This is a genomic window from Methylococcus mesophilus (genome assembly GCF_026247885.1).
Lineage (GTDB): Bacteria > Pseudomonadota > Gammaproteobacteria > Methylococcales > Methylococcaceae > Methylococcus > Methylococcus mesophilus.
The window spans coordinates 4,302,931-4,321,800 of sequence record NZ_CP110921.1; the positions used below are offsets into that span (position 1 = coordinate 4,302,931).

Annotated in this window: 16 protein-coding genes and 1 tRNA gene; 13 read left to right on the forward strand and 4 right to left on the reverse strand. The window is 61.2% G+C overall.

Annotated features, from left to right (window positions below; genetic code table 11):
* Window positions 1–11: 11 nt before the first annotated feature.
* Window positions 12–1,187, reverse strand: a complete 1,176-nt coding sequence (locus tag OOT43_RS20230) for an acetylornithine transaminase (RefSeq protein WP_266022520.1) — start codon at window positions 1,185–1,187, stop codon at window positions 12–14.
* 221 nt (window positions 1,188–1,408) lie between these two features.
* On the opposite strand from OOT43_RS20230, the gene grxD reads away from it, so the two are divergent.
* Complete coding sequence (gene grxD, locus OOT43_RS20235; protein WP_317134079.1) at window positions 1,409–1,741, forward strand: Grx4 family monothiol glutaredoxin; 333 nt, start codon at window positions 1,409–1,411, stop codon at window positions 1,739–1,741.
* Window positions 1,742–1,751: 10 nt separating this feature from the next.
* On the opposite strand, the gene rnt is transcribed toward grxD, so the two are convergent.
* The gene (rnt, locus tag OOT43_RS20240; RefSeq protein WP_266022522.1) at window positions 1,752–2,381 is read right to left on the reverse strand and encodes a ribonuclease T; all 630 of its coding nucleotides are present in this window, start codon (window positions 2,379–2,381) and stop codon (window positions 1,752–1,754) included.
* Window positions 2,382–2,532: 151 nt separating this feature from the next.
* Between rnt and OOT43_RS20245 the strand changes: the two genes are divergently transcribed.
* Window positions 2,533–3,390: an MlaA family lipoprotein gene (locus OOT43_RS20245; RefSeq protein ID WP_266022523.1), complete on the forward strand. Its 858-nt coding sequence runs from the start codon at window positions 2,533–2,535 to the stop codon at window positions 3,388–3,390.
* A gap of 63 nt (window positions 3,391–3,453) precedes the next feature.
* On the opposite strand, the gene pyrC is transcribed toward OOT43_RS20245, so the two are convergent.
* Window positions 3,454–4,497, reverse strand: a complete 1,044-nt coding sequence (gene pyrC / locus OOT43_RS20250) for a dihydroorotase (RefSeq protein WP_266022524.1) — start codon at window positions 4,495–4,497, stop codon at window positions 3,454–3,456.
* Window positions 4,498–4,556: 59 nt separating this feature from the next.
* A complete protein-coding gene (locus OOT43_RS20255; protein WP_266022525.1) occupies window positions 4,557–6,899 on the reverse strand; it encodes a TonB-dependent receptor in 2,343 nt (780 codons plus the stop codon).
* Between the two features lie 180 nt (window positions 6,900–7,079).
* Here OOT43_RS20255 and OOT43_RS20260 point away from each other — a divergent pair, with 180 nt between their 5' ends.
* The 11 genes from OOT43_RS20260 to OOT43_RS20305 all read left to right on the forward strand — a co-directional run bounded on the left by OOT43_RS20260 (window position 7,080) and on the right by OOT43_RS20305 (window position 18,583).
* A complete protein-coding gene (locus OOT43_RS20260) occupies window positions 7,080–7,640 on the forward strand; it encodes a LemA family protein (RefSeq protein WP_266022526.1) in 561 nt (186 codons plus the stop codon).
* A gap of 77 nt (window positions 7,641–7,717) precedes the next feature.
* Window positions 7,718–9,370 (forward strand): DUF2207 domain-containing protein, encoded by a 1,653-nt coding sequence (locus OOT43_RS20265; RefSeq protein WP_266022527.1) that lies wholly within the window; start codon window positions 7,718–7,720, stop codon window positions 9,368–9,370.
* 111 nt (window positions 9,371–9,481) lie between these two features.
* Window positions 9,482–11,716, forward strand: coding sequence for a heavy metal translocating P-type ATPase (locus tag OOT43_RS20270; protein ID WP_266022528.1), 2,235 nt, complete (start codon window positions 9,482–9,484; stop codon window positions 11,714–11,716).
* Between the two features lie 65 nt (window positions 11,717–11,781).
* Entirely contained in the window at window positions 11,782–12,408 is a 627-nt protein-coding gene (locus OOT43_RS20275; RefSeq protein ID WP_266022529.1) for an MEDS domain-containing protein, read from the forward strand.
* 3 nt (window positions 12,409–12,411) lie between these two features.
* Window positions 12,412–14,817 (forward strand): PAS domain S-box protein, encoded by a 2,406-nt coding sequence (locus tag OOT43_RS20280; protein WP_266022530.1) that lies wholly within the window; start codon window positions 12,412–12,414, stop codon window positions 14,815–14,817.
* A gap of 176 nt (window positions 14,818–14,993) precedes the next feature.
* Window positions 14,994–15,080: transfer RNA gene (locus OOT43_RS20285), tRNA-Leu, on the forward strand.
* Between the two features lie 426 nt (window positions 15,081–15,506).
* A complete protein-coding gene (locus tag OOT43_RS20290) occupies window positions 15,507–16,082 on the forward strand; it encodes an AAA family ATPase (protein WP_266022531.1) in 576 nt (191 codons plus the stop codon).
* A 147-nt stretch (window positions 16,083–16,229) separates the two neighbouring features.
* Window positions 16,230–16,433 (forward strand): hypothetical protein, encoded by a 204-nt coding sequence (locus OOT43_RS20295; RefSeq protein ID WP_266022532.1) that lies wholly within the window; start codon window positions 16,230–16,232, stop codon window positions 16,431–16,433.
* Between the two features lie 287 nt (window positions 16,434–16,720).
* A complete protein-coding gene (locus OOT43_RS20300) occupies window positions 16,721–17,257 on the forward strand; it encodes a DUF1697 domain-containing protein (RefSeq protein ID WP_266022533.1) in 537 nt (178 codons plus the stop codon).
* A gap of 43 nt (window positions 17,258–17,300) precedes the next feature.
* Entirely contained in the window at window positions 17,301–17,690 is a 390-nt protein-coding gene (locus OOT43_RS20670) for a GFA family protein (RefSeq protein ID WP_394358024.1), read from the forward strand.
* Window positions 17,691–18,076: 386 nt separating this feature from the next.
* Window positions 18,077–18,583 (forward strand): hypothetical protein, encoded by a 507-nt coding sequence (locus OOT43_RS20305; RefSeq protein ID WP_266022534.1) that lies wholly within the window; start codon window positions 18,077–18,079, stop codon window positions 18,581–18,583.
* Window positions 18,584–18,870 lie beyond the last annotated feature (287 nt).

Sequence of the window (18,870 nt, forward strand, 5' to 3'; positions counted from 1 at the left end):
GATCGGTGATATCAAGCAACGGTGCCGAGATAGGCATCCACGATGGAGCTCAGTCGCTCCACCAGGTCGTCGGCCTCGGCGTCCGTCAGTATCAGGGGCGGGAGCAGACGCACGGTCCGATCCGCGGTGACGTTGATGAGCAAGCCCTGCTCCCGGGCGATCCCGACGAGATCGGTACAGGGCTGCTCGAATTCGATGCCGACCATGAGGCCCAGGCCCCGGATTTCGGTGATGCCGGGATGCCCGCCAAGGCGGGCCAGGAAGCCGGCCTGCAGCCGCCGGCCAAGGCTTTCCGCCCGTGCCGCCAAGGCCTGCTGTTCCATGGTGTCTATCACCGCCAGGGCAGCGGCGCAGGCCAGCGGATTGCCGCCGAAGGTGGAGGCGTGCTTGCCGGGCGTGAGCATTTCCGCGGCGACGCCGCGCGCGAGGCAAGCGCCGATCGGTACGCCGTTGCCGAGCGCCTTCGCCAGCGTCATCACGTCCGGGACGATACCGGTATGCTGGTGGCCGAACATCCGGCCGGTACGGCCCATGCCCGTCTGTACTTCGTCGAGCATCAATAGCCAGCCGCGGCGCTCGCACAGCGATTTGAGGTGCTCAAGGTAACCGTGAGGCGGAATGCGGACCCCGCCTTCCCCTTGTACGGGTTCGACCAGAACGGCGACGACGTCGGCATCGTAGACGGCGGCGACGGCATCCGCGTCGCCGTAGGGCAGGCGCAGGAAGCCGCCGACCAGGGGCGCAAATCCTTCCTGTACCTTCGGGTTGCCAGTCGCGCTCAGTGTTGCCAGCGTGCGGCCGTGGAAGCTTCCTTCCGTGACGATGATCTTCGGATCGTCGATGCCGCGGTGATGCCCGTAGCGCCGTGCGATCTTGATCGCGGCCTCGTTGGCTTCGGCGCCGGAGTTGCAAAAGAAGGCATTGTCCATCCCGCTCAGGCCGCAGAGGCGTTCGGCCAGATCTTCCTGCAACCCGATGCGGTAGAGGTTGGAACTGTGAACCAGCCGCCCGGCCTGATCGCACAAGGCCTTCGCGACTGCCGGATGGGCGTGACCCAGGCTGCAGACGGCGACGCCCGAAACGGCGTCGAGGTAACGTTTGCCTTCGGTGTCGAAAAGCCACGCCCCCTCACCGTGGGTGAACGTCACGGGTTGCCGGGCGTAAGTCGGCATGATGTTGCTCGTCATCGGTATGCGGAAAAACCCGAAAAAAACAAAAGGCAGTCGAACCAGACTGCCCAGGAAGGGTCGAAGGTTAACGGAAAAGAACGAGCAGCACAAGAACTTCATCGACCCGATACGGCAGGCCGTCTCGGCCAGCGTAGACCAATCGGTCATTCCGCTTGACGTTCAGGGTTTCGTATCGAAGAATCTGAAAATTTCACCCGGAGCAAATGAAGAGGCAAACCGTGGACGTGATCGAAAGTATCAAGCGCCAGATCGCAGACAATCCCGTCATTCTGTACATGAAGGGAACGCCTGATTTCCCCCAATGCGGATTTTCCGGACGGGCCGTTCAGATTCTCGACCAATGCGGGGCGGAGTACGCTTTCGTCAACGTCTTCGAGGCGCCAGGGGTTCGCGAGAACCTGAAGCTGGTTTCCAACTGGCCGACTTTTCCGCAGTTGTTCGTTGGGGGGGAACTGGTCGGAGGCAGTGACATCATGATGGAGCTCTACGAGAGCGGCGAACTGCAGAAACTGCTTGCCGGGGCAAAAAAGACTGGGGAGCAGCAGGCCTGAACCCGGCCGGTCATTCCGGCGGCAGGAGTTCGGTCATCCGCTTCCAGCGGTTGACGATGGTGCAAAAGAGCCGGGCGGTCTGGTTGGCGTCGTAAGCCGCCGAATGGGCTTCCTGATGGTCCCAGCTGAGCCCCGCCGCTTGCGCCGCTCGCGCCAGCACGGTCTGGCCGTAGGCGAGGCCGCCCAGAGTTGCGGTATCGAACGTGCTGAATGGGTGGAAGGGGTTCTTCTTGATCCTGGTGCGGCTCGATGCGGCGTTGAGGAAGGCGATGTCGAAAGCGGGGTTGTGGCCCACGAGGATCGCCCGCGTGCAGCCGTGCTGCCGGATGGCTTGCTGGACGGCGTCGAAAATCTGCGACAGCGCCTCGCGTTCGTCCACCGCGAACCGGAAAGGATGAAACGGATTGATCTTGTTGAAGCTCAGTGCGGCTTCATCCAGCTTGGCGCCTTCAAACGGCTTCACATGCAGCTGATGGGTGCGGACGGGGTGAAGATTTCCCGATTCGTCCATGTCCAGATGGACCGCGGCGATTTCGAGGAGCGCGTTGGCATGCGGATCGAAACCCGAGGTCTCGACGTCGACGACGACCGGCAGGTAACTGCGGAAGCGCCTGGCCATAGGGGATTTGCGGGATGTCATAAAGGGGTGCCGATCACGGGCTTGCGGTGCATTAAAACCCATTGTAAGGCGATTTCGGGGCTGATTGCATTGCGGATTGCGGTGTAGCGTTTAGAATACGCACACGCGTCAAGATCCCCTGGAATCACGAGATCAAGGGTACAAAAACAGTATGGAAAATTCTCGAATCATGCCCGACCGGCTTGCGCTGGTCTTCATAGTCGCAGCGGGAGCGGCCGGCTGTGCGTCGGACAACGTCAAACAGGAGGAGCCGGCCAAGCCGAGCGCGCCCCTCGCGTCCGCCGATTCGCGCGACCCTTGGGAGGGTTGGAATCGCGGTGTGCAGTCCTTCAACGACGGGGTGGACGATTACTTCATGAAGCCCGTGGCCAAGGGCTATCAATGGGCTACGCCCAAAGTCGTCGACAAGGGGGTCACGAATTTTTTCAGCAATGTCGACGATGTTTCGGTGATTGCGAACGATCTGCTTCAGTTCAAACTGGCGCAGACGGGGCAGGATTTGGGGCGCCTCATCGTCAACTCGACGATCGGCATGGCGGGATTCATCGACGTGGCCGACAAGCTCGACCTGCCCAAGCACTACGAGGACTTCGACCAGACTTTGGCGACCTGGGGTGTTCCCGCCGGTCCGTATCTCGTACTGCCTGTCATCGGGCCCGGTTCGCCTCGCGGTGTGGTCGGTTTCGCCGGCGACACCGCGGCCAACCCCATCAACTACATCACCCCGGCGGGCATTCCCTGGGGAGCGGGGACGGGGCGGTATGTGGACATCCGTGCCGATATGCTGAGCGCGACCAAGATCGCCGACGAGGCCTCGGTGGACCGCTACGAATTCATTCGCAATGCGTATTTCCAGCAGCGCAACTATCTGATTCATGATGGTAACCCCCCGCTGGAAGAGGATTTTGGCGGCGGCGAAGGCGTGGAGATGGAGTTTGAGCTGCAGGGCATCGAAGACCGTGCCAACGAAGCCAAAGGGAAGGAAAAAGCTAAGCCGGCTTCACCCTGACGGTTTTTCCGCAGTTGCATGAAAAAGCCCGCTCACGAAGCGGGCTTTTTCGTGGCCGGCCGTTTAGCCCGAGCGGCGAGACGCCCGCCAGGTGAGGGATTCTCCGGCCATGGCGGGAACCAGTCGTTCCGGTCCGAACGCTAAGGTTTCCGGAACCTGCCATGTCGTTCGGTGCAAGGTAAGGGTGCCGCCGTTCCTGGGGATGCCATAGAAATCGGCGCCGTTGTGGCTGGCGAACCGCTCGAGCATATGCAGCGCGCCCGCACGCTCGAATGCCAGGGCATAGAGCTCCATGGCCGTCAACGCTGTGTAGCAGCCAGCGCAGCCGCAGGCACTCTCCTTCTGCGGCCTGGCGTGGGGGGCGCTGTCGGTGCCGAGGAAGAAGTGGGCGTCGCCGCTGGTCGCAGCCGCTACCAGCGCCTGCCGATGGGATTCGCGCTTGAGCACCGGCAGGCAGTAATGGTGCGGACGGATGCCGCCGGTCAGCAAGGCGTTGCGGTTGTAGAGCAGATGGTGGGCCGTGATGGTGGCTCCGACCCGGGGACCGCAGCTTTGCACGAACTCTACGCCCTCCTTCGTCGTCACGTGTTCGAGGACGATGCGCAGTGCTGGGAAGCGCCTTACCAGCGGTTCCAGCACCGACTCGATGAAGCGTGCTTCCCGGTCGAAAATGTCGACGTCGGGATCGGTGACTTCGCCGTGGACGAGCAGCGGTACCCCATGCCGTTCCAGGGCTTCGAGCGCCCAGTGGATTTTTTCGATACCGGTGACTCCGGCCTCGGAGTGGGTAGTGGCGCCAGCCGGGTAGAGCTTGAATCCGATGATCTCCGGTGCTTCGGCCGCGCGCCGGATCTCCTCGGCCGGTGTGGCATCCGTCAGATAAAGCGCCATCAGCGGCTCGAAGCGCGCGCCTTCCGGCAGGGCTGCAAGGATGCGGCCACGGTATTCCAGCGCCGCCGCCGTCGTCGTCACCGGCGGCTTCAGGTTGGGCATGACGACCGCCCGGCCGAATTGGCGAGCGCTATGGTCCACTATATCCGCCATGGCCGCACCGTCGCGCAGGTGCAGATGCCAGTCGTCGGGTGTCGCCAGCGTGATCGAGTCCATGCCGATTCCGGGGAGATGAGCTTCTCCGGGAATTATACCGGCCTCTCGCCGGTTTTCCTTCAGAACGCCAGCTTGACGCCCGCCCAGGCCGCCCTGGGCGAGCCCGGCCCGACGAATCGGTTGTTGGTGTATTCGGGCCCCAGTACTTCCTGAGGATTGCCGTACATGCCGAACGTCTGGTACTGCGCGTCGAACAGGTTGTTGACGCGGAAGAACATCGAAAAATGCTCGTCGTAGCGGTATTCCCCGTGCAGCATCACGATGGTGTAGTCCCCCAGCGGTTCGGTCAGATTGGCTTCGTCGCCGCGCAAATACTGCCCGCTGTTGTAGATGATCTCGGTGCCGGCGGTGAGTCCTTCCAGGATGGTCACGGAAGCGTTGAACTTCAGCATGTTCTGGGGGATGCCGGGGATGTGGTCTCCCTTTTGCACATAGATCAGGCCATCCTGGGCGTAGGGGTTGTTCGGACTGTTTTCGACGAACGGGGTCTGGAAAGTGGCGTCGAGCAAGGTGTAGTTCAGCCCCATCCGGAATCGCTCGAACTCGGCGTTGACGCCAAGTTCGAAGCCCTGGCGCAGGGTCTGGCCGACGTTGTCGAAATAGCCCTCGTTGTTATATACGCCGCTCGCTGCGATGAAGAGGATGTCGTTGCTGTTCTCGGTCTGGAACAGCGTCGCGTTCCAATTGATGTCGCCCTCCAGAACGCCACCGAAATCGATATCGGCGAATCCGCCGCGCGCGCCGATTTCGCCGGTGGTCGCGACCACCTGTTTGAGCGGCGGATCGGATAGGAAGGCGTTGGGCAGTTTGCAGGGCTGGGCCGGGTCGGCACAACTGAGTTCGAGCGGCGTCGGCGCGCGGTTCGACTGGCTGAAGTTGCCGAAGAAGTTGAGTTCCGGTCGCCAGTTGTAGGTGAGGCCGGCGGAAGGATTGATCCGGTCGTAGCTGTGGTTGCCGTTCAGCTCGGTGCCGATTTGATCGACGAGTTCGATCTGGGTCAGGTTGTAGCGGCCCGCGACGGTAAGCGTGAGTTCGTCCGTGAGGGAAAACGAATCGCTCAGATAGACCCCGTAGTTGTAGACGCTGGTATGGAGGCGCACCCGCGGCGCTTGGAGGATGACGCCGCTTCCCAGGGTGCCGCGGCTGTTCAAGAGTTCCGCCAGTTCGGTATCGGCGCCGTAATCGACCTGGCCCTGGTTGTAGACGCCGCCGACCAGGAAGCGGTTGCCGTAACCGCCGAGCTTCTGGTTGAACGCCGTCTGCAGGCTGCCGCCGTAGTTGCGCTGGTTGGTCTGGGTGAAATTGTTGGTGGCGCCCTCGACCTTGGGGGTGGACACCACGGGCCTGCCGTAGATGTCGAATACTTCTTCGCCTTCCCCGCCGTCGTCGCACATATAAGTGGGATCGTCTTCACAGGGTTCGTAGTCCGAACCGTCTCCGTTGAAGGTGCTGATCAGGTTCTGGCGGAAGAAGGCGTTGCCGGACAGTTCGATGTCGTCGGTCAGCCAGTGATTGCCGTCCAGCGAGGCTAGGAACAGGTTGGTCTTGGTCTGGTCCGGATAGGTGAAAACGGCGTTGGGCTGCTGGTCGAAGAGTTGGATCGGAACCGCGCCGTTGCCGACCATGCTGTCGTCGGTCGCCGCGAAGTTCATGTTGAGATTGGAGCGGTCGTCGTTTTTCCAGCTCAGGGTGGAGAACCACTGCATCACGCCGGTAGGTGAGTATTCGCGCCAGCCGTCTTCGTGGAAATTGCGGAAATGGAAATAGGCCCCGAATTCGCCGTTGTTCCAGCCGGTTTCGACCTCCTCCGAGTTGCGGCCCCAGGAACCGCCGAACAGTTCCGCCCGGTAGCCCGGCGCCGTGAAACCGTTCTTGGTGCGGACGCTGATCGCGCCGCCCAGGGTGTTCTGGCCGAAAACCGGGTTGGAGCCGGATTCCAGGCTCATCCTGTCGATGGCGCCTTCGGGGATGAGGTCCCAGTTCACCGTGTCGCCGAAGGGCTCGTTGAAGCGGATGCCGTTCACGTACACAGAAAGGCCCTGCGGCAACCCCAGCAAGGGTGAGGCGACGAAGCCGCGGTACTGCACGTCCGGCTGGAACGGGTTGTTCTGGGCGTCGTTGACGTTGACGCTGCCGAAGAATCGGTTCATGTAGTCCGGCAGGGTGACGCTTTCCGCTTGGTCCAGCTCCTTGGCGTCGACGGTCTGGACATGGGACGGGAGCTTGTATTCCTCCACCCCCGAATCGCCGACCGGCGAGTCGGCGATGACCTTGACCGTCTCCAACTGCACCGTCTTGTCCGCCGCTTTCTGGGATTCGACGGCCTTGGCGGGTTCCTCCGCGGCGCCGGCGTATTGGGCGAAACTCAAGGCGGCGATGCCGCAGACGGTGATCTTCCGCATTTCGATGTCACTCTCAAAAAATCGCGCAATGATAGGGAATGGCTGCCCGAGACGGATAGGGAAAATATCCCGCCGTTCGGACGCCTGCGGGTTTGACAAAACCGCCCGGCGGCAAGAGACTGCCGCGACCTTTCGGAGCCCGATCGCGTCCTTTTGAATCAATAAGGAGTAACGACAGCCATGCAGTATGCAGTCCTGGTTCTCATCCTGATCGCTCTGCTGATCGTGTTCATCTACAACGCCCTGGTGCGGCTACGGGTGCAGTGCGACAACGCCTGGGCCGACATCGACGTGCAGCTCAAGCGCCGCTACGATCTGATCCCGAACCTGGTGGAAACCGTCAAGGGATACGCGGCGCATGAAAAGGGCACGCTGGAGGCCGTCGTCGACGCACGCAACCGGGCCATGTCGGTGCCCGGGACCGCGGGGCGGGCCGAGGCGGAGGAAGCCCTGAGCGGAGCGCTACGGCAGCTCTTCGCATTGGCCGAACAGTATCCCCAGTTGAGGGCGGTCGAAAGCTTCAACCAGTTGCAGAGCACCCTCACCGAAATCGAAGACACGGTGCAGAACGCCAGGCGCTACTACAACGCCGCGGTGCGCGACCTCAACACCCGGATCGCCCAGTTCCCTTCCAATCTCATTGCGAACAGCTTCGGCTTCACCGCCCGTACCTTTTTCGAGCTCAGCGAAACGGCCCAGCGCGAGACTCCATCTGTGCGCTTCGACACCGGCGTCCGCTGAAGGGGGCGATGATGCGGCGGGCAGTCCTATTGTTCGTCTGTCTGGTCTTTACTTCTCAAGTCCAGGCCCGGTCTCTGTTGATCCAGAGTTTCCATGCCGACATCGTGGTAGGAGCCGACGGCGGGCTGGACGTCACCGAAACCCTCCGTCCTCGCTTTGAGGGCAGCTGGAATGGCATCTACCGCTCGATTCCGGTCGAGTACCGTACGCCGCAGGGGTTCAACTACCGCTTGTTTCTCGACCTGCTCGGCGCGGCCGATCCGCAGGGGGCGTCGCTGAAGGTGGAGGACGGCAGCGAACGCCATTACCGCAAATTCAAGATATGGATCCCGGGTGCGGAGGATGCGGGCAAGACCGTGATATTGCATTACCGGGTGCGCAATGGACTCAAGTTTTTCGACGATCATGACGAGTTGTACTGGAACATCACCGGCGACGAATGGGAGGTTCCCATCGAGGCCGCCAGCGCCCACATCGTGCTGCCGTCCGGCGCCGAAGGCATCCGCACCCTGGCCTTCACGGGCAGCTACGGTTCACGGGAAGAGGCCGCCGATGTGCAGGTGCGCGGCCGCGAAATCGATTTCCGCATGCAGCGTCCACTGGCTTTCCACGAAGGCCTGACCGCGGTCGTCGGCTGGAACAAAGGGGCGGTGCAGCGGCCTACGATGACGGCGCGAACCGCGGACTTCCTGCGCGCCAACTGGCCTTTGGGCCTGCCCCTGGTCGTGCTGGCCGCGATGTACCGGCACTGGTCCGTCCGCGGCCGCGACCCGCGCCTTCGCCCCATCGCGCCGCAGTACCGGCCGCCGGAAGGACTGACGCCGGCCGAACTGGGAACCCTGATCGACAATTCCGCGGACATGCGCGACATCACCGCCACCCTGGTCGATCTCGCGGTCAAAGGCTATGTCCTGATCGAAAAGGAGGAAACCGACCGGCTGCTGGGAGTCTTCAAGGACACCGATTACCTGTTCCGGTCGCGCCAGCCGCCTTCCGCCTGGAATGTACTCCACGCCCATGAGCGGGCACTCCTGAGCGGCGTGTTTTCCGGCGGTGTGAAGGAAAGCGCTAGGCTTTCCGAGATGGAGCGGAAGTTCTATACCCATCTACCCGGCATCCGCGACAAGATCTTCGACTCCCTGATGGCGCAACGCTATTTCGCCGCCCGCCCCGACCGGGTGCGGAGGAACTATATGCTGGGCGGTCTGGTGCTCGGCGTGGTCTGGTTCTTCGGCGCGATTCTGGCCGCCAATTACGCCAGCCTGCATTGGGGCATGGCAGCCGGCACGCTGGTCCTGCCCGGCTTGATTTCCGCGGTGATCGTCGCCGCTTTCGGCTATTTCATGCCGGCCCGGACGTTGGCGGGGACACGGGCGCTGGAAGCCGCGCTCGGATTCGAGGACTTCCTGGAAAAGGTGGAAGCCGACCGCATGGACCGGATGATCCGCACCCCCGAAATGTTCGAGAAGCTGCTGCCCTACGCCATGGCGCTGGGCGTGGAAAAGCGCTGGGCGGCGGCGTTCGCCGGCATCTGCACCGAACCGCCGGCTTGGTATCGAGGCGGGAGCGCGATGGATTTCGATGCCGGCGGTTTCTCCCGCGATCTCGGCCGCATGTCCGCGCAGGCCGCGTCGGCCATGAGCTCGGCGCCGCGCAGCTCCGGCGGGTCAGGCTTCAGTGGGGGAAGTTCCGGCGGCGGTTTCGGCGGCGGGGGCGGCGGCGGATTTTAACCTGGCCTGCTGCGGGCGCTCCGCCGTCCGTGATATGTTTTTCCAATATGGGCAAGCCATTTGCGCCGGTTTTGCCATCATCCGCAACAGACCACTGAGGATTCCCAAGTCATGAATGACCGTAACGATTCGAGCGACGACCAAGGCTTGCGCCTGTCCATCTTAGGGATGCGCTGCGCGGGTTGCGTCGAGGCCGTCGAAACCGCGTTGAAGGACGTACCGGGTGTGGAGGCCGTCAGTGTCAATTTCGGTGACCATTCCGCCTTGGTGAAGGGCAAGGCCGATTCGGAAAGCTTGAAGGCGGCGCTCAAGGAGGCAGGCTACGACGGCGCGGTGATGGAAGCCCTCGAAGACCCTTCGGCACAGGAGCGGGCGGAAGAGGAGCGCTACCGCGAACTGCTGAAAAAAGCCGCCTGGGCCGGCTCCCTCGGCGTGCCGCTGATGCTGGGCGCGCACCTGGACTGGTTTCCGATGATCGGGACGTCGGCCGGAACGACGTTCTGGACCCTCGTTTCGCTGCTCACGCTGGCGGTGCTGTATTTCTCCGGCGGGCATTTCTTTCGCGGCGCGGTCAAGTCGTTCCAGCATCGCCAGGCCAACATGGACACGCTGATCGCGCTGGGTACCGGCGCGGCCTGGTTCTATTCGACGGTGGCCATCGATTCCGCCGATCTGCTGCCGGCGCAAGGGCAGCACGCCTATTTCGAGGCGGCGGCGATCATCATCGCCTTCATCAATTTCGGCTCGGCGTTGGAGACTCGCGCCCGCGGGAAGACCTCATCCGCGATCCGCGCACTGATCGGCCTGCAGCCCCGTACCGCGCGGGTGATCCGCGATGGCCAGGAACTCGACGTGCCGATTTCCGAGGTCGGTCTGGACGAGGTCCTGAGGGTGCGACCGGGCGAAAAGATTCCGGTGGACGGTACCCTGGTCGAGGGCCGGTCGACGGTAGACGAGTCCATGCTGACCGGCGAGCCGATTCCGGTGGAAAAAGGCGAGGGCGATACGGTGGCGGCGGGTACCCTGAACCAGTCCGGCACCTTCCTGTTCCGCGCCACCCGCATCGGCCGCGACACCGTGCTGGCCCAGATCATCGCCAGCGTGCGGCAGGCCCAGGCCACCAAGCCCGAGATCGCCCGTTTGGTGGACAAAGTCTCCGCGGTGTTCGTGCCTGCGGTGGTCGGCATCTCCGCCTTCACCTTCCTGGTCTGGTGGATTTTCGGGCCGGCGCCTTCATTCGGCTATGCCTTCGTCACCGCAATGACGGTGCTGGTCATCGCCTGTCCCTGCGCTCTGGGGCTGGCGACGCCGATTTCGATCATGGTCGCGGTCGGGCGGGCCGCACAGCACGGCATCCTCATCCGCCGGGGCGAGGCACTGCAGAGCGCGGGGCGGCTCACCGCGGTGGTGCTGGACAAGACTGGCACCATCACCGAAGGCCGGCCCAGCGTGATGGGCATCGACACGGCCAAGGGCTGGTCGGAAAAGCGCGTGCTGGGTCTGGCCGCGAGCCTCGAGGCGGGTTCCGAACATCCGCTGGCTTCGGCGGTGCTGCGGGCCGCGGAGGCGGGCAAGATAGCGACGTCTGCGGTGGACGGTTTCGTCGCGGAACCCGGTCACGGCGTCGCCGGCAGCGTCGACGGCATTCGGTTGCTGCTCGGAAATGTGGTCATGCTGGAAAAGTACGGCGTCGATTTGCAGGCTTTCGAGGCCCAACTGGCGAGCTGCTTCAAGGAGGCCCTGACGCCTCTCCTGCTGGCGGCCGATGGCCAGGTGGTCGGCCTGCTGCGGGTCGCCGACCCGATCAAGCCGGATGCCCGCGAGGCAGTGCAGTGCCTGAAGGAACTCGGCGTCCGAGTCTTGATGGTGACCGGCGATCATGAGGCGACCGCGCGGGCGATCGCCCGCTCCGCCGGCATCGATGAAGTCCGCGCCCAGGTCTTGCCGCAGGACAAGGCGACGGTGGTGAAGGAGCTCCAGTCGCGCGGCGAGATCGTCGGCATGGTCGGCGACGGCATCAACGACGCACCGGCCCTTGCGCAGGCCGATGTGGGTTTCGCCATCGGCACCGGCACCGATATCGCGATCGAAAGCGGCGATGTCGTGATCATGGCGGGTTCGCCGCTGAAAGTCTCCGAAGCCATTCATTTGTCGCGGCTGACGGTGCGCAACATCAAGCAGAATCTGCTGGGGGCGTTCATTTACAACACCCTGAGCATACCGGTCGCGGCGGGTATCCTGTACCCGTTCGCCGGCGTGCTGCTGAACCCGATGATCGCCGGGGCGGCCATGGCGCTTTCTTCGGTCACCGTGGTGACCAACGCCAATCGTTTGCGCTGGCTATGAATCGGCGGAAAAAAGCCTATCCTTTTCCGCTGCAGTCGATATAACCCACAATAAGGAGGAGCGTCATGACGGAATTCGCACGACCCATGGTATCGCTGGGTTTCACTGCCGAGCTTTTTCCGCCCGGCACCCATATGTGCTACCTCTACAACGACGAACAGGAACGCCTGGAAATCATGTCCGACTTCGTGCGCAGCGGCATCGAGGCGGGGGAGAAGATCGGGTATTTCGTCGAGGAGATGACTCCTCAGGCGCTACGAGACTACTTCGCGGGTCTTGGCATTGTGCCCGCCGAAGAATCGCAGTTGGACATCAAGCCGTCACTCGAGGTCTATTGCCCGGATGGCCGCTTTTCGCCCGACCGGATGCTGGGCCGCCTGCGTTCAGCCTACGACGACGGTATCCGGGAAGGGTTCAACGGTGTCCGGCTGACCGGCGAAATGCATTGGGCGCTGCGGGGGCTGCCCGGCTCGGAGCGGTTGGCTGAATACGAAGCCCGCATCAACCTGCTGGTGGTAGATTCTCCTTCTAGCGTGATTTGCCAATACGACGCCAATCACTTCGACGGCGTCACTCTGTTCAAGGTGCTGAACGCCCATCCCATGATGATCGTGCGGGGACAGGTCGTCCACAATCCGTACTATCTTCCCCCTCAGGAATATTTCGCCCGTTATCCGGCGCCAAATGCCTGAGCGATGACCCGCTTGGAGTTGGAGGCGACCGTCCTCGGGCGCCTCCTCGTGATTCAGGAAACGCTGGACATACTCCCCGATCCGGCGGGCATCGGGGAGTTCCTGGATGCCGCTTTGTCCGAGGTGCCCGGGGTGGCGGGCGCCCATCTTTGCGTCGATGGCAAGCTGGTGCCGGCCTCTGCCGACCTTGCCCCCCTTTGCGCCGGCATGGAACCGAATCATGCGCGGATTGCGGCCGGCCCCATGGGTGAAGGCCAAAGGCTTTTCGTCTATCCCTTGCGGATCGCCTCCCGCTTTTACGGTGCGCTGCTGCTGCGCTTGTCGGACCCGGCGGAGTTCCGGAATTACCGGGATTTCCTGGGCAATATCGCCAACGTGGTGGCACGGACCCTGGAGAATCGCGCGTTCGTAGCGGAACTGGCTCGCTCCAACCGCTTGCTCGAACAGCGTGTGGACGAGCGTACCCGCGCGTTGTCCGAGAAGACCGAAGAGCTTCAGCGCGAATGCGAGATTCGCCGCGCCATCCAGGACGATCTGGCAGAGAGTGAGGAGAAGTTCCGCCAGATCAGCACTGCGGCGCTGGACGCCATTGCGATCATCGACGGCCGCGGTCGGGTGACTTACTGGAATCCGGCGGCGGAGGCCATGTTCGGCTACTCGAGTGAGGAAATCGTCGGACGCGATCTCCACGAAGTGCTGGCGCCCGATCCCTACCTCGAGCGTTACCGCGCCGGAATCGCCGAGTTCCGGCGGAGCGGTACCGGCGCGGCGATAGGCCTGACGCGGGAAATGTACGCAATGCGCAAGGACGGCACCGAATTTCCGATAGAGCTTTCGGTGTCTTCGGTGAAGATCCGCGGGGAGTGGACTGCCATCGGAATTATCCGGGACATCACAGAGCGGAAACATTCGGATTCCCTCAAGGCCAGGCTGGCCGCCATCGTCGAATCGTCGGCAGACGCCATACTGGCCAAGACCCTCGACGGCATCATCACGAGCTGGAACGCCGCCGCCGAGAAGATGTACGGTTACCGCGCCGAGGAAATCATCGGCCAGCCGGTTACCCGCCTGGCGCCCCCGGAGCTCCGCGGCGAGATTCGCTGGTGTCTGGCCGAAATTGCCGAGGGCAGGCCCGTCCGGGATCTCGAGACTCGGCGCATGACCAAGAACGGAGAGAAATTCGACGTTTCGCTGACGATTTCCCCGGTGCGCGGCGAAGAGGGGAAGGTTGTGGGCGCCTCCGCCATCGGACGCGACATCACCGAATTCAAGCGATCGGAACAAGCGTTGCGGCGGCTCAACAGGGTGCTCAAGACGGTCACCGGCTGCGACAGCGTATTGGTCCGGGCGCGGAGCGAAGCCGAACTGCTCGGCGAGATGTGCCACGTCATCGCCGACGCGGGGGGATATGGCAAGGCGTGGGTAGGCGTGCTCCCGGAGGATGCGAACGCACATGTGCCGCCTGAGGTCTATCACAGCGAAACGCCAGGAATCTTGGACTTCGTTTCAAGGCTGCGGGAGCGCGAAGTGTTCGATTCCATCCTTTGCAGCGTGGGCCATTCCGGGGTCAGGCGGGTGTTGCGGGAGGTCGACCAAGCGTCGCCGCTGTTCCCCTTGCGTCACTGTGCCATCGCACAAGGCTGTGATGCCTTCGCGCTGATTCCGATACGGAACGGCTCGGACGTCGCCGGCATGCTGGGGCTCTGTGCGGAGACTCTGGAAGCCTTCGATGGCGACGAAATGGCGCTGCTGGAAAAACTGGCGGGTGATATGGCATACGGCATCGCTCATCTGCGGGACCAGGCCGAGCGCCTGAAGACCGCCGATCGGATCACGCGAAGCCTGGAGCAGACGATTCAAGCCGTCGCCACCACCCTTGAAATGCGGGACCCCTACACCGCCGGCCACCAGCGGCGAGTAGCCGATCTCGCTGCGGCCATCGCGAAAAAACTGAATTTGACCGAAGACGAGGTGCACGGCATCCGGCTGGCCGGCATGGTCCACGATCTCGGCAAGATTCGCATCCCCGCCGAAATCCTGACCAAGCCGGGCCGGCTGACCCCCTTGGAATTCGATTTCATCAAAACCCACTCCCAGGTCGGGTACGACATACTCAAGGACGTCGCATTCCCCTGGCCGATCGCAGACATGGTCCTTCAGCACCACGAGAAGCTGGACGGTTCGGGGTATCCGCAGGGCCTAGCCGGTGACGCCATCCTCCTCGGCGCGCGGATCATCGCGGTCGCGGACGTCATGGAGGCGATGTCGTCACATCGTCCCTACCGGCCCGGTCTCGGCAACGAAGCGGCGCTGGCGGAACTGGAGGCACGCCGCGGAAGCTGGTACGACGCAGGGGTCGTCGATGCCTGCAAGGCCCTTTTCCGCGACGAAGGCTACCCGCTGCAGTAACGCCCCTTGCGGATATAGGCGCAAGAGGCATGGGTTGAGATGCCGGGAGCGGTAAGCCGGAGCCAGGTGTCGGTCGGGGAGCGCACGGAATCATGCCTCACCTGAGCAGGAGGCGGTGTGCGCTGCCAGGGCCGCATGTGAAATGGTAAGATGCGAGCCGCTACTGCACGACCCACGCCTCGGTGGTGAAACTGGTAGACACAAGAGACTTAAAATCTCTCGGTTGCAAAGCCGTGCCGGTTCGATCCCGGCCCGAGGCACCAGGAAAAATCAATTCCTTTAAACTCCCCGCGCGCTACTTTGATCTGTTCCGATCTCGGGAGCATCCACAAACTGTCCACGCACGCTCGAAAGCGCGGTGAAACGGACCGCTTGCTCCAGGTGATCCGGTGGGAGGCGAGCGTATCGCATTGTTATCGTCAGTCCATGCCGGACAGCGTGGAATACATCTCGCGCGGGATGTACGGCAGCGGGTACGGAATCATCGGGATCTTCGCTTGACTGCTTTCTTCGTCCGTCATAGTCTCGAGCGCCGGCTATAAGCCGCTTTAGATAGCACGTTTCGACCTATTTACCTGACCGAATTCGCGAATTTCGAGAAGGGTTGGGCCTGGGAAGGCAAGCGTTCGCAGATAAAATGCGGCGTCAAGAAAGCCACGCTCGAAAACATCGAACGCGGACAGCAGCGAGTGACGGAAGAACTTCTTGTCGCCATAGGCGAGAATCGCCCAAGTACGCTCGCTCGGGCCACTCTGCACGAAATCAGGACGCAAAAGAAAGTCATGGGAACGGTTCACATCATTTTTGGTCCACAGGGCGCAGGCAAGTCAACCTACGCGAGAAAGCTTTCCCTGGAAATCCAAGGGGTTCGCTTTTCTATTGATGAATGGATGCATCAACTGTTCGGTCCGGACCAACCCCAGCCGATAAGCTTCTCGTGGGTCATCGACCGAGTTCGCAGGTGCGAAAAGCGGATATGGGCAACTGCGTTAGAGGTTGCCCTGGCGGGCGGAAATGTTGTCTTGGACCTCGGCTTTATGAAAGTCGAAAGTCGCAGCGAGTTTCAGTCGATGGCCGATGCCGCGGGTTTGTCGACTCAGCTCCATTTCATCGACGCACCGCATGCAGTTAGGAAGGAACGCGTGCTTACAAGGAACGCGGAAAGAGGGGAAACCTTCTCGTTTGAGGTTACGTCCGATATGTTCGACTTTATGGAGAGGGAGTTTCAGCGACCCACCGATAAAGAACTCTGCGCCGCAATTTAGACTATTTCAGCTTGAGAGTAAGTGCATCGGAGTATACGACATACACCGCTAGACGTCGGCACAATACCCGGACTAACAGCCAAAAGTGGCCAGCGCACCAACGGCCAAAGCGTAAGCGACACATCAACCCGTCATAGGGGAGGGAATATGAACGTGCAATTCCGAGGGCTACGCGTCGCCAGCGCGGTCTTTGCCCTCATTGCCTTCGCACAACTCATGCGGTTGGTGATCCGCCCGGAAATCCTCATCGCTGGCCGTCAAATGCCAATTTGGCCAAGCGTACTGGCCACAGTCATCTTGGGAGGTTTGAGCTTTTGGCTTTGGAAGCTTTCCCGCACGCCATACCAATGAAATATTCCGTTCGGATGATAATCAGATTCTAACTATTAATCCGGCCTGACTTGAGCGTACAGGTCACCTCACGCCGGCTGCGGCCTGCAGTGGGTTCGGCGTGCGAATAAATGGGACCGGAGTAATAGTTGGCGCGGAAGATTCAGGCTCACAGCCCGGAGCGGCTTTCGCAGTCGCAGGTGGAGCAGCTCGTCGGCCGTCTGGAATGCCAGCGGTCGGTGATCTGCTTACGAATTCCGTCTGGCAACAAGTCGGGCGCCTTATGGCCTGAGCTTGGGAGTTGACGAATGAATACATACGTTGCCCTTTTCCGTGGCATCAACGTCGGCGGCAACTGTACCCTTCCGATGAAGGAGCTTGTTGCTATCCTGGAAGAAATAGGCGCGCAGAATGTGAGGACATATATTCAAAGTGGCAACGCGGTATTTAAAAGCACCGAAAGGAATCTGGCGCATCTTTCCATGCAGCTTTCCGCTGAAATCAAGAAGCGCCGCGGTTTCGAGCCGCATGTGAACATCCTCACCCTCGAAGCACTAGCTAAAGCTGTTGCAGATAATCCTTTCCCAGAGACTGTAATCGATCCTGGCAGTCTGCACCTAGGCTTTCTCTCTGCATCACCCAAGAATCCCGATCTGGACAAGCTCTCCGCTCTAAAAAAGGATACCGAACGATTTCACTTAGCTGATAATGTGTTTTATCTCCACGCACCCGAGGGGGTCGGTAGATCAAAGCTTGCAGCAAACTCCGAAAGACTTTTGGGTGTCTCGATGACTGATCGAAACTGGAGAACCGTTTGTAAAATCATGGCAACGGCGGAATTGTGAATTTGCATAATAAACACCTCGTCAAGGTGGAGAAGGCTTTTATATGATTAAGGGTTCATGTCTATGTGGTTCTGTCAAATGGAGTTTCGAAGGAACACCGGACGGCGCAACAGCCTGTAACTGTACTGCATGTCGTCGCTATGGAGTGCTTTGGGCGTATGGCTATGAGAACCAAGAAATCACAGTCTGCGGCGCAGCGAAAGCCTACGCTCGGGGTAAAGCATTGACCTTCAACTTCTGCCCTACGTGCGGCTGCCTCGCGTATTGGCGCGGCCTTCAGACAGACGAGAGGGGAAGAAGGCGAATCGCAGTCAATCTTCGTCTTGCCGAGCCAGAAGCCGTGGCCTCGGTTCCGATCGATCACTTTGATGGATACGATACCTTTGACGATCTGCCGCGGGATGGTAAGTGTGTCAAAGACTATTGGTTTTAGTTCAGCGGGTCGAACGAGAATATTGAATAACTCAGGGCTCGAGCGGGTTCGGCTAACGCTACGCCGTTGAGCTTTACAATCGATAAGAGCAGGATATTCGAGATGCTTGGCACAGACATTTCGCAGGTTGAAGTTTCTGGCATTTCAAAGCATGGGCTTTTTGCCGGAGGAGATTATAAATGGGGCTGAGGAGGAGTTGGCGAAAGCGGGTTTCGTGGAAGTCGTTCAGCAGATGCGGGATGATCTGGCCCCCGTGGTATCGGCTCGTCGGCCGGTGTGAGGGTTTGGTGGGGCGGCTGGCGGTCGCGAATCATTTGTGAGCGCGTGCAATGGTGAGGGTGCTACTTCTCGCTTGCTTCTTTTTCTCTCCTGCCGTGACCTGGGCGGTGTTCAAACCCATACGTGTTGTCGCTCCGGAATGGGTGGGCAACATTTCCTGCGTCAGTGCAAAGGTCTGCGTTGAAGGTACGGAGAGGTCAAGGGAGGCGATCACGCTGTATAACGATGCGGTTTCTTTTGTTTCGTCCGCTGTCGGCCCTTTTGCGGATGAGCCTGTCGTAATTTTCTGCGGTACTGCGGAGTGCGCCCGTTCGTTCGGATTCGATAAGGCTGCCGCAATCACTGTGGGGAGATTTGGGATCGTGGTCAGTCCTCGAGGCTGGAAGCCGTATTACGTGCGGCACGAAATGATTCATCATCGCCAGGCAGAGGAACTGGGGGTGTTGAGGCAATGGCTCAACCCGGAGTGGTTCAGGGAAGGGATGGCGTACTTCCTGAGCGAGGATCCTCGCAATCCGCTGTCGGAGCCGTGGCAGCGTTACCGAACGGAATTCGAGCTTTGGTTTAAGCAGGTAGGGCGTGCTCGGCTGTGGGAGGAGGCGCGGAAGCTGTGAGGCTTTCCTTGGGTTTCGGCTCGTGAGCCGGCCTGTTTCTTTGGTCGAGCGGCTTAGCTTCGGCAGCCGTTAGGGGAAAAAGGTGGCGACCAGCTAGAAGGGAGAGGGGGAGGGAGGCCGGTCGCCGAGATGTTAAGGAGATGATGAGCGAATCGTCACTGGCGTCAAGGGTAGGGTGACCGATTCACGGCAAGTAGTTGAACACGCGCTTGTGTCATGAATGTGTTCCGAATGTCAGTGTTTTGTAAATTCCTCCCTCCTCCAATGAACCCGTCCACTTGACTGGG

Bases quoted from the DNA above. Each gene is read 5' to 3' on its own strand.
- OOT43_RS20255 (WP_266022525.1), bottom strand. From the start codon at position 6,899: ATGCGGAAGATCACCGTCTGCGGCATCGCCGCCTTGAGTTTCGCCCAA.
- OOT43_RS20230 (WP_266022520.1), bottom strand. From the start codon at position 1,187: ATGACGAGCAACATCATGCCGACTTACGCCCGGCAACCCGTGACGTTC.
- OOT43_RS20670 (WP_394358024.1), top strand. From the start codon at position 17,301: ATGATTAAGGGTTCATGTCTATGTGGTTCTGTCAAATGGAGTTTCGAA.
- OOT43_RS20280 (WP_266022530.1), top strand. From the start codon at position 12,412: ATGACCCGCTTGGAGTTGGAGGCGACCGTCCTCGGGCGCCTCCTCGTG.
- OOT43_RS20300 (WP_266022533.1), top strand. From the start codon at position 16,721: ATGAATACATACGTTGCCCTTTTCCGTGGCATCAACGTCGGCGGCAAC.
- rnt (WP_266022522.1), bottom strand. From the start codon at position 2,381: ATGACATCCCGCAAATCCCCTATGGCCAGGCGCTTCCGCAGTTACCTG.
- OOT43_RS20275 (WP_266022529.1), top strand. From the start codon at position 11,782: ATGACGGAATTCGCACGACCCATGGTATCGCTGGGTTTCACTGCCGAG.
- pyrC (WP_266022524.1), bottom strand. From the start codon at position 4,497: ATGGACTCGATCACGCTGGCGACACCCGACGACTGGCATCTGCACCTG.
- OOT43_RS20270 (WP_266022528.1), top strand. From the start codon at position 9,482: ATGAATGACCGTAACGATTCGAGCGACGACCAAGGCTTGCGCCTGTCC.
- OOT43_RS20295 (WP_266022532.1), top strand. From the start codon at position 16,230: ATGAACGTGCAATTCCGAGGGCTACGCGTCGCCAGCGCGGTCTTTGCC.
- OOT43_RS20260 (WP_266022526.1), top strand. From the start codon at position 7,080: ATGCAGTATGCAGTCCTGGTTCTCATCCTGATCGCTCTGCTGATCGTG.
- OOT43_RS20245 (WP_266022523.1), top strand. From the start codon at position 2,533: ATGGAAAATTCTCGAATCATGCCCGACCGGCTTGCGCTGGTCTTCATA.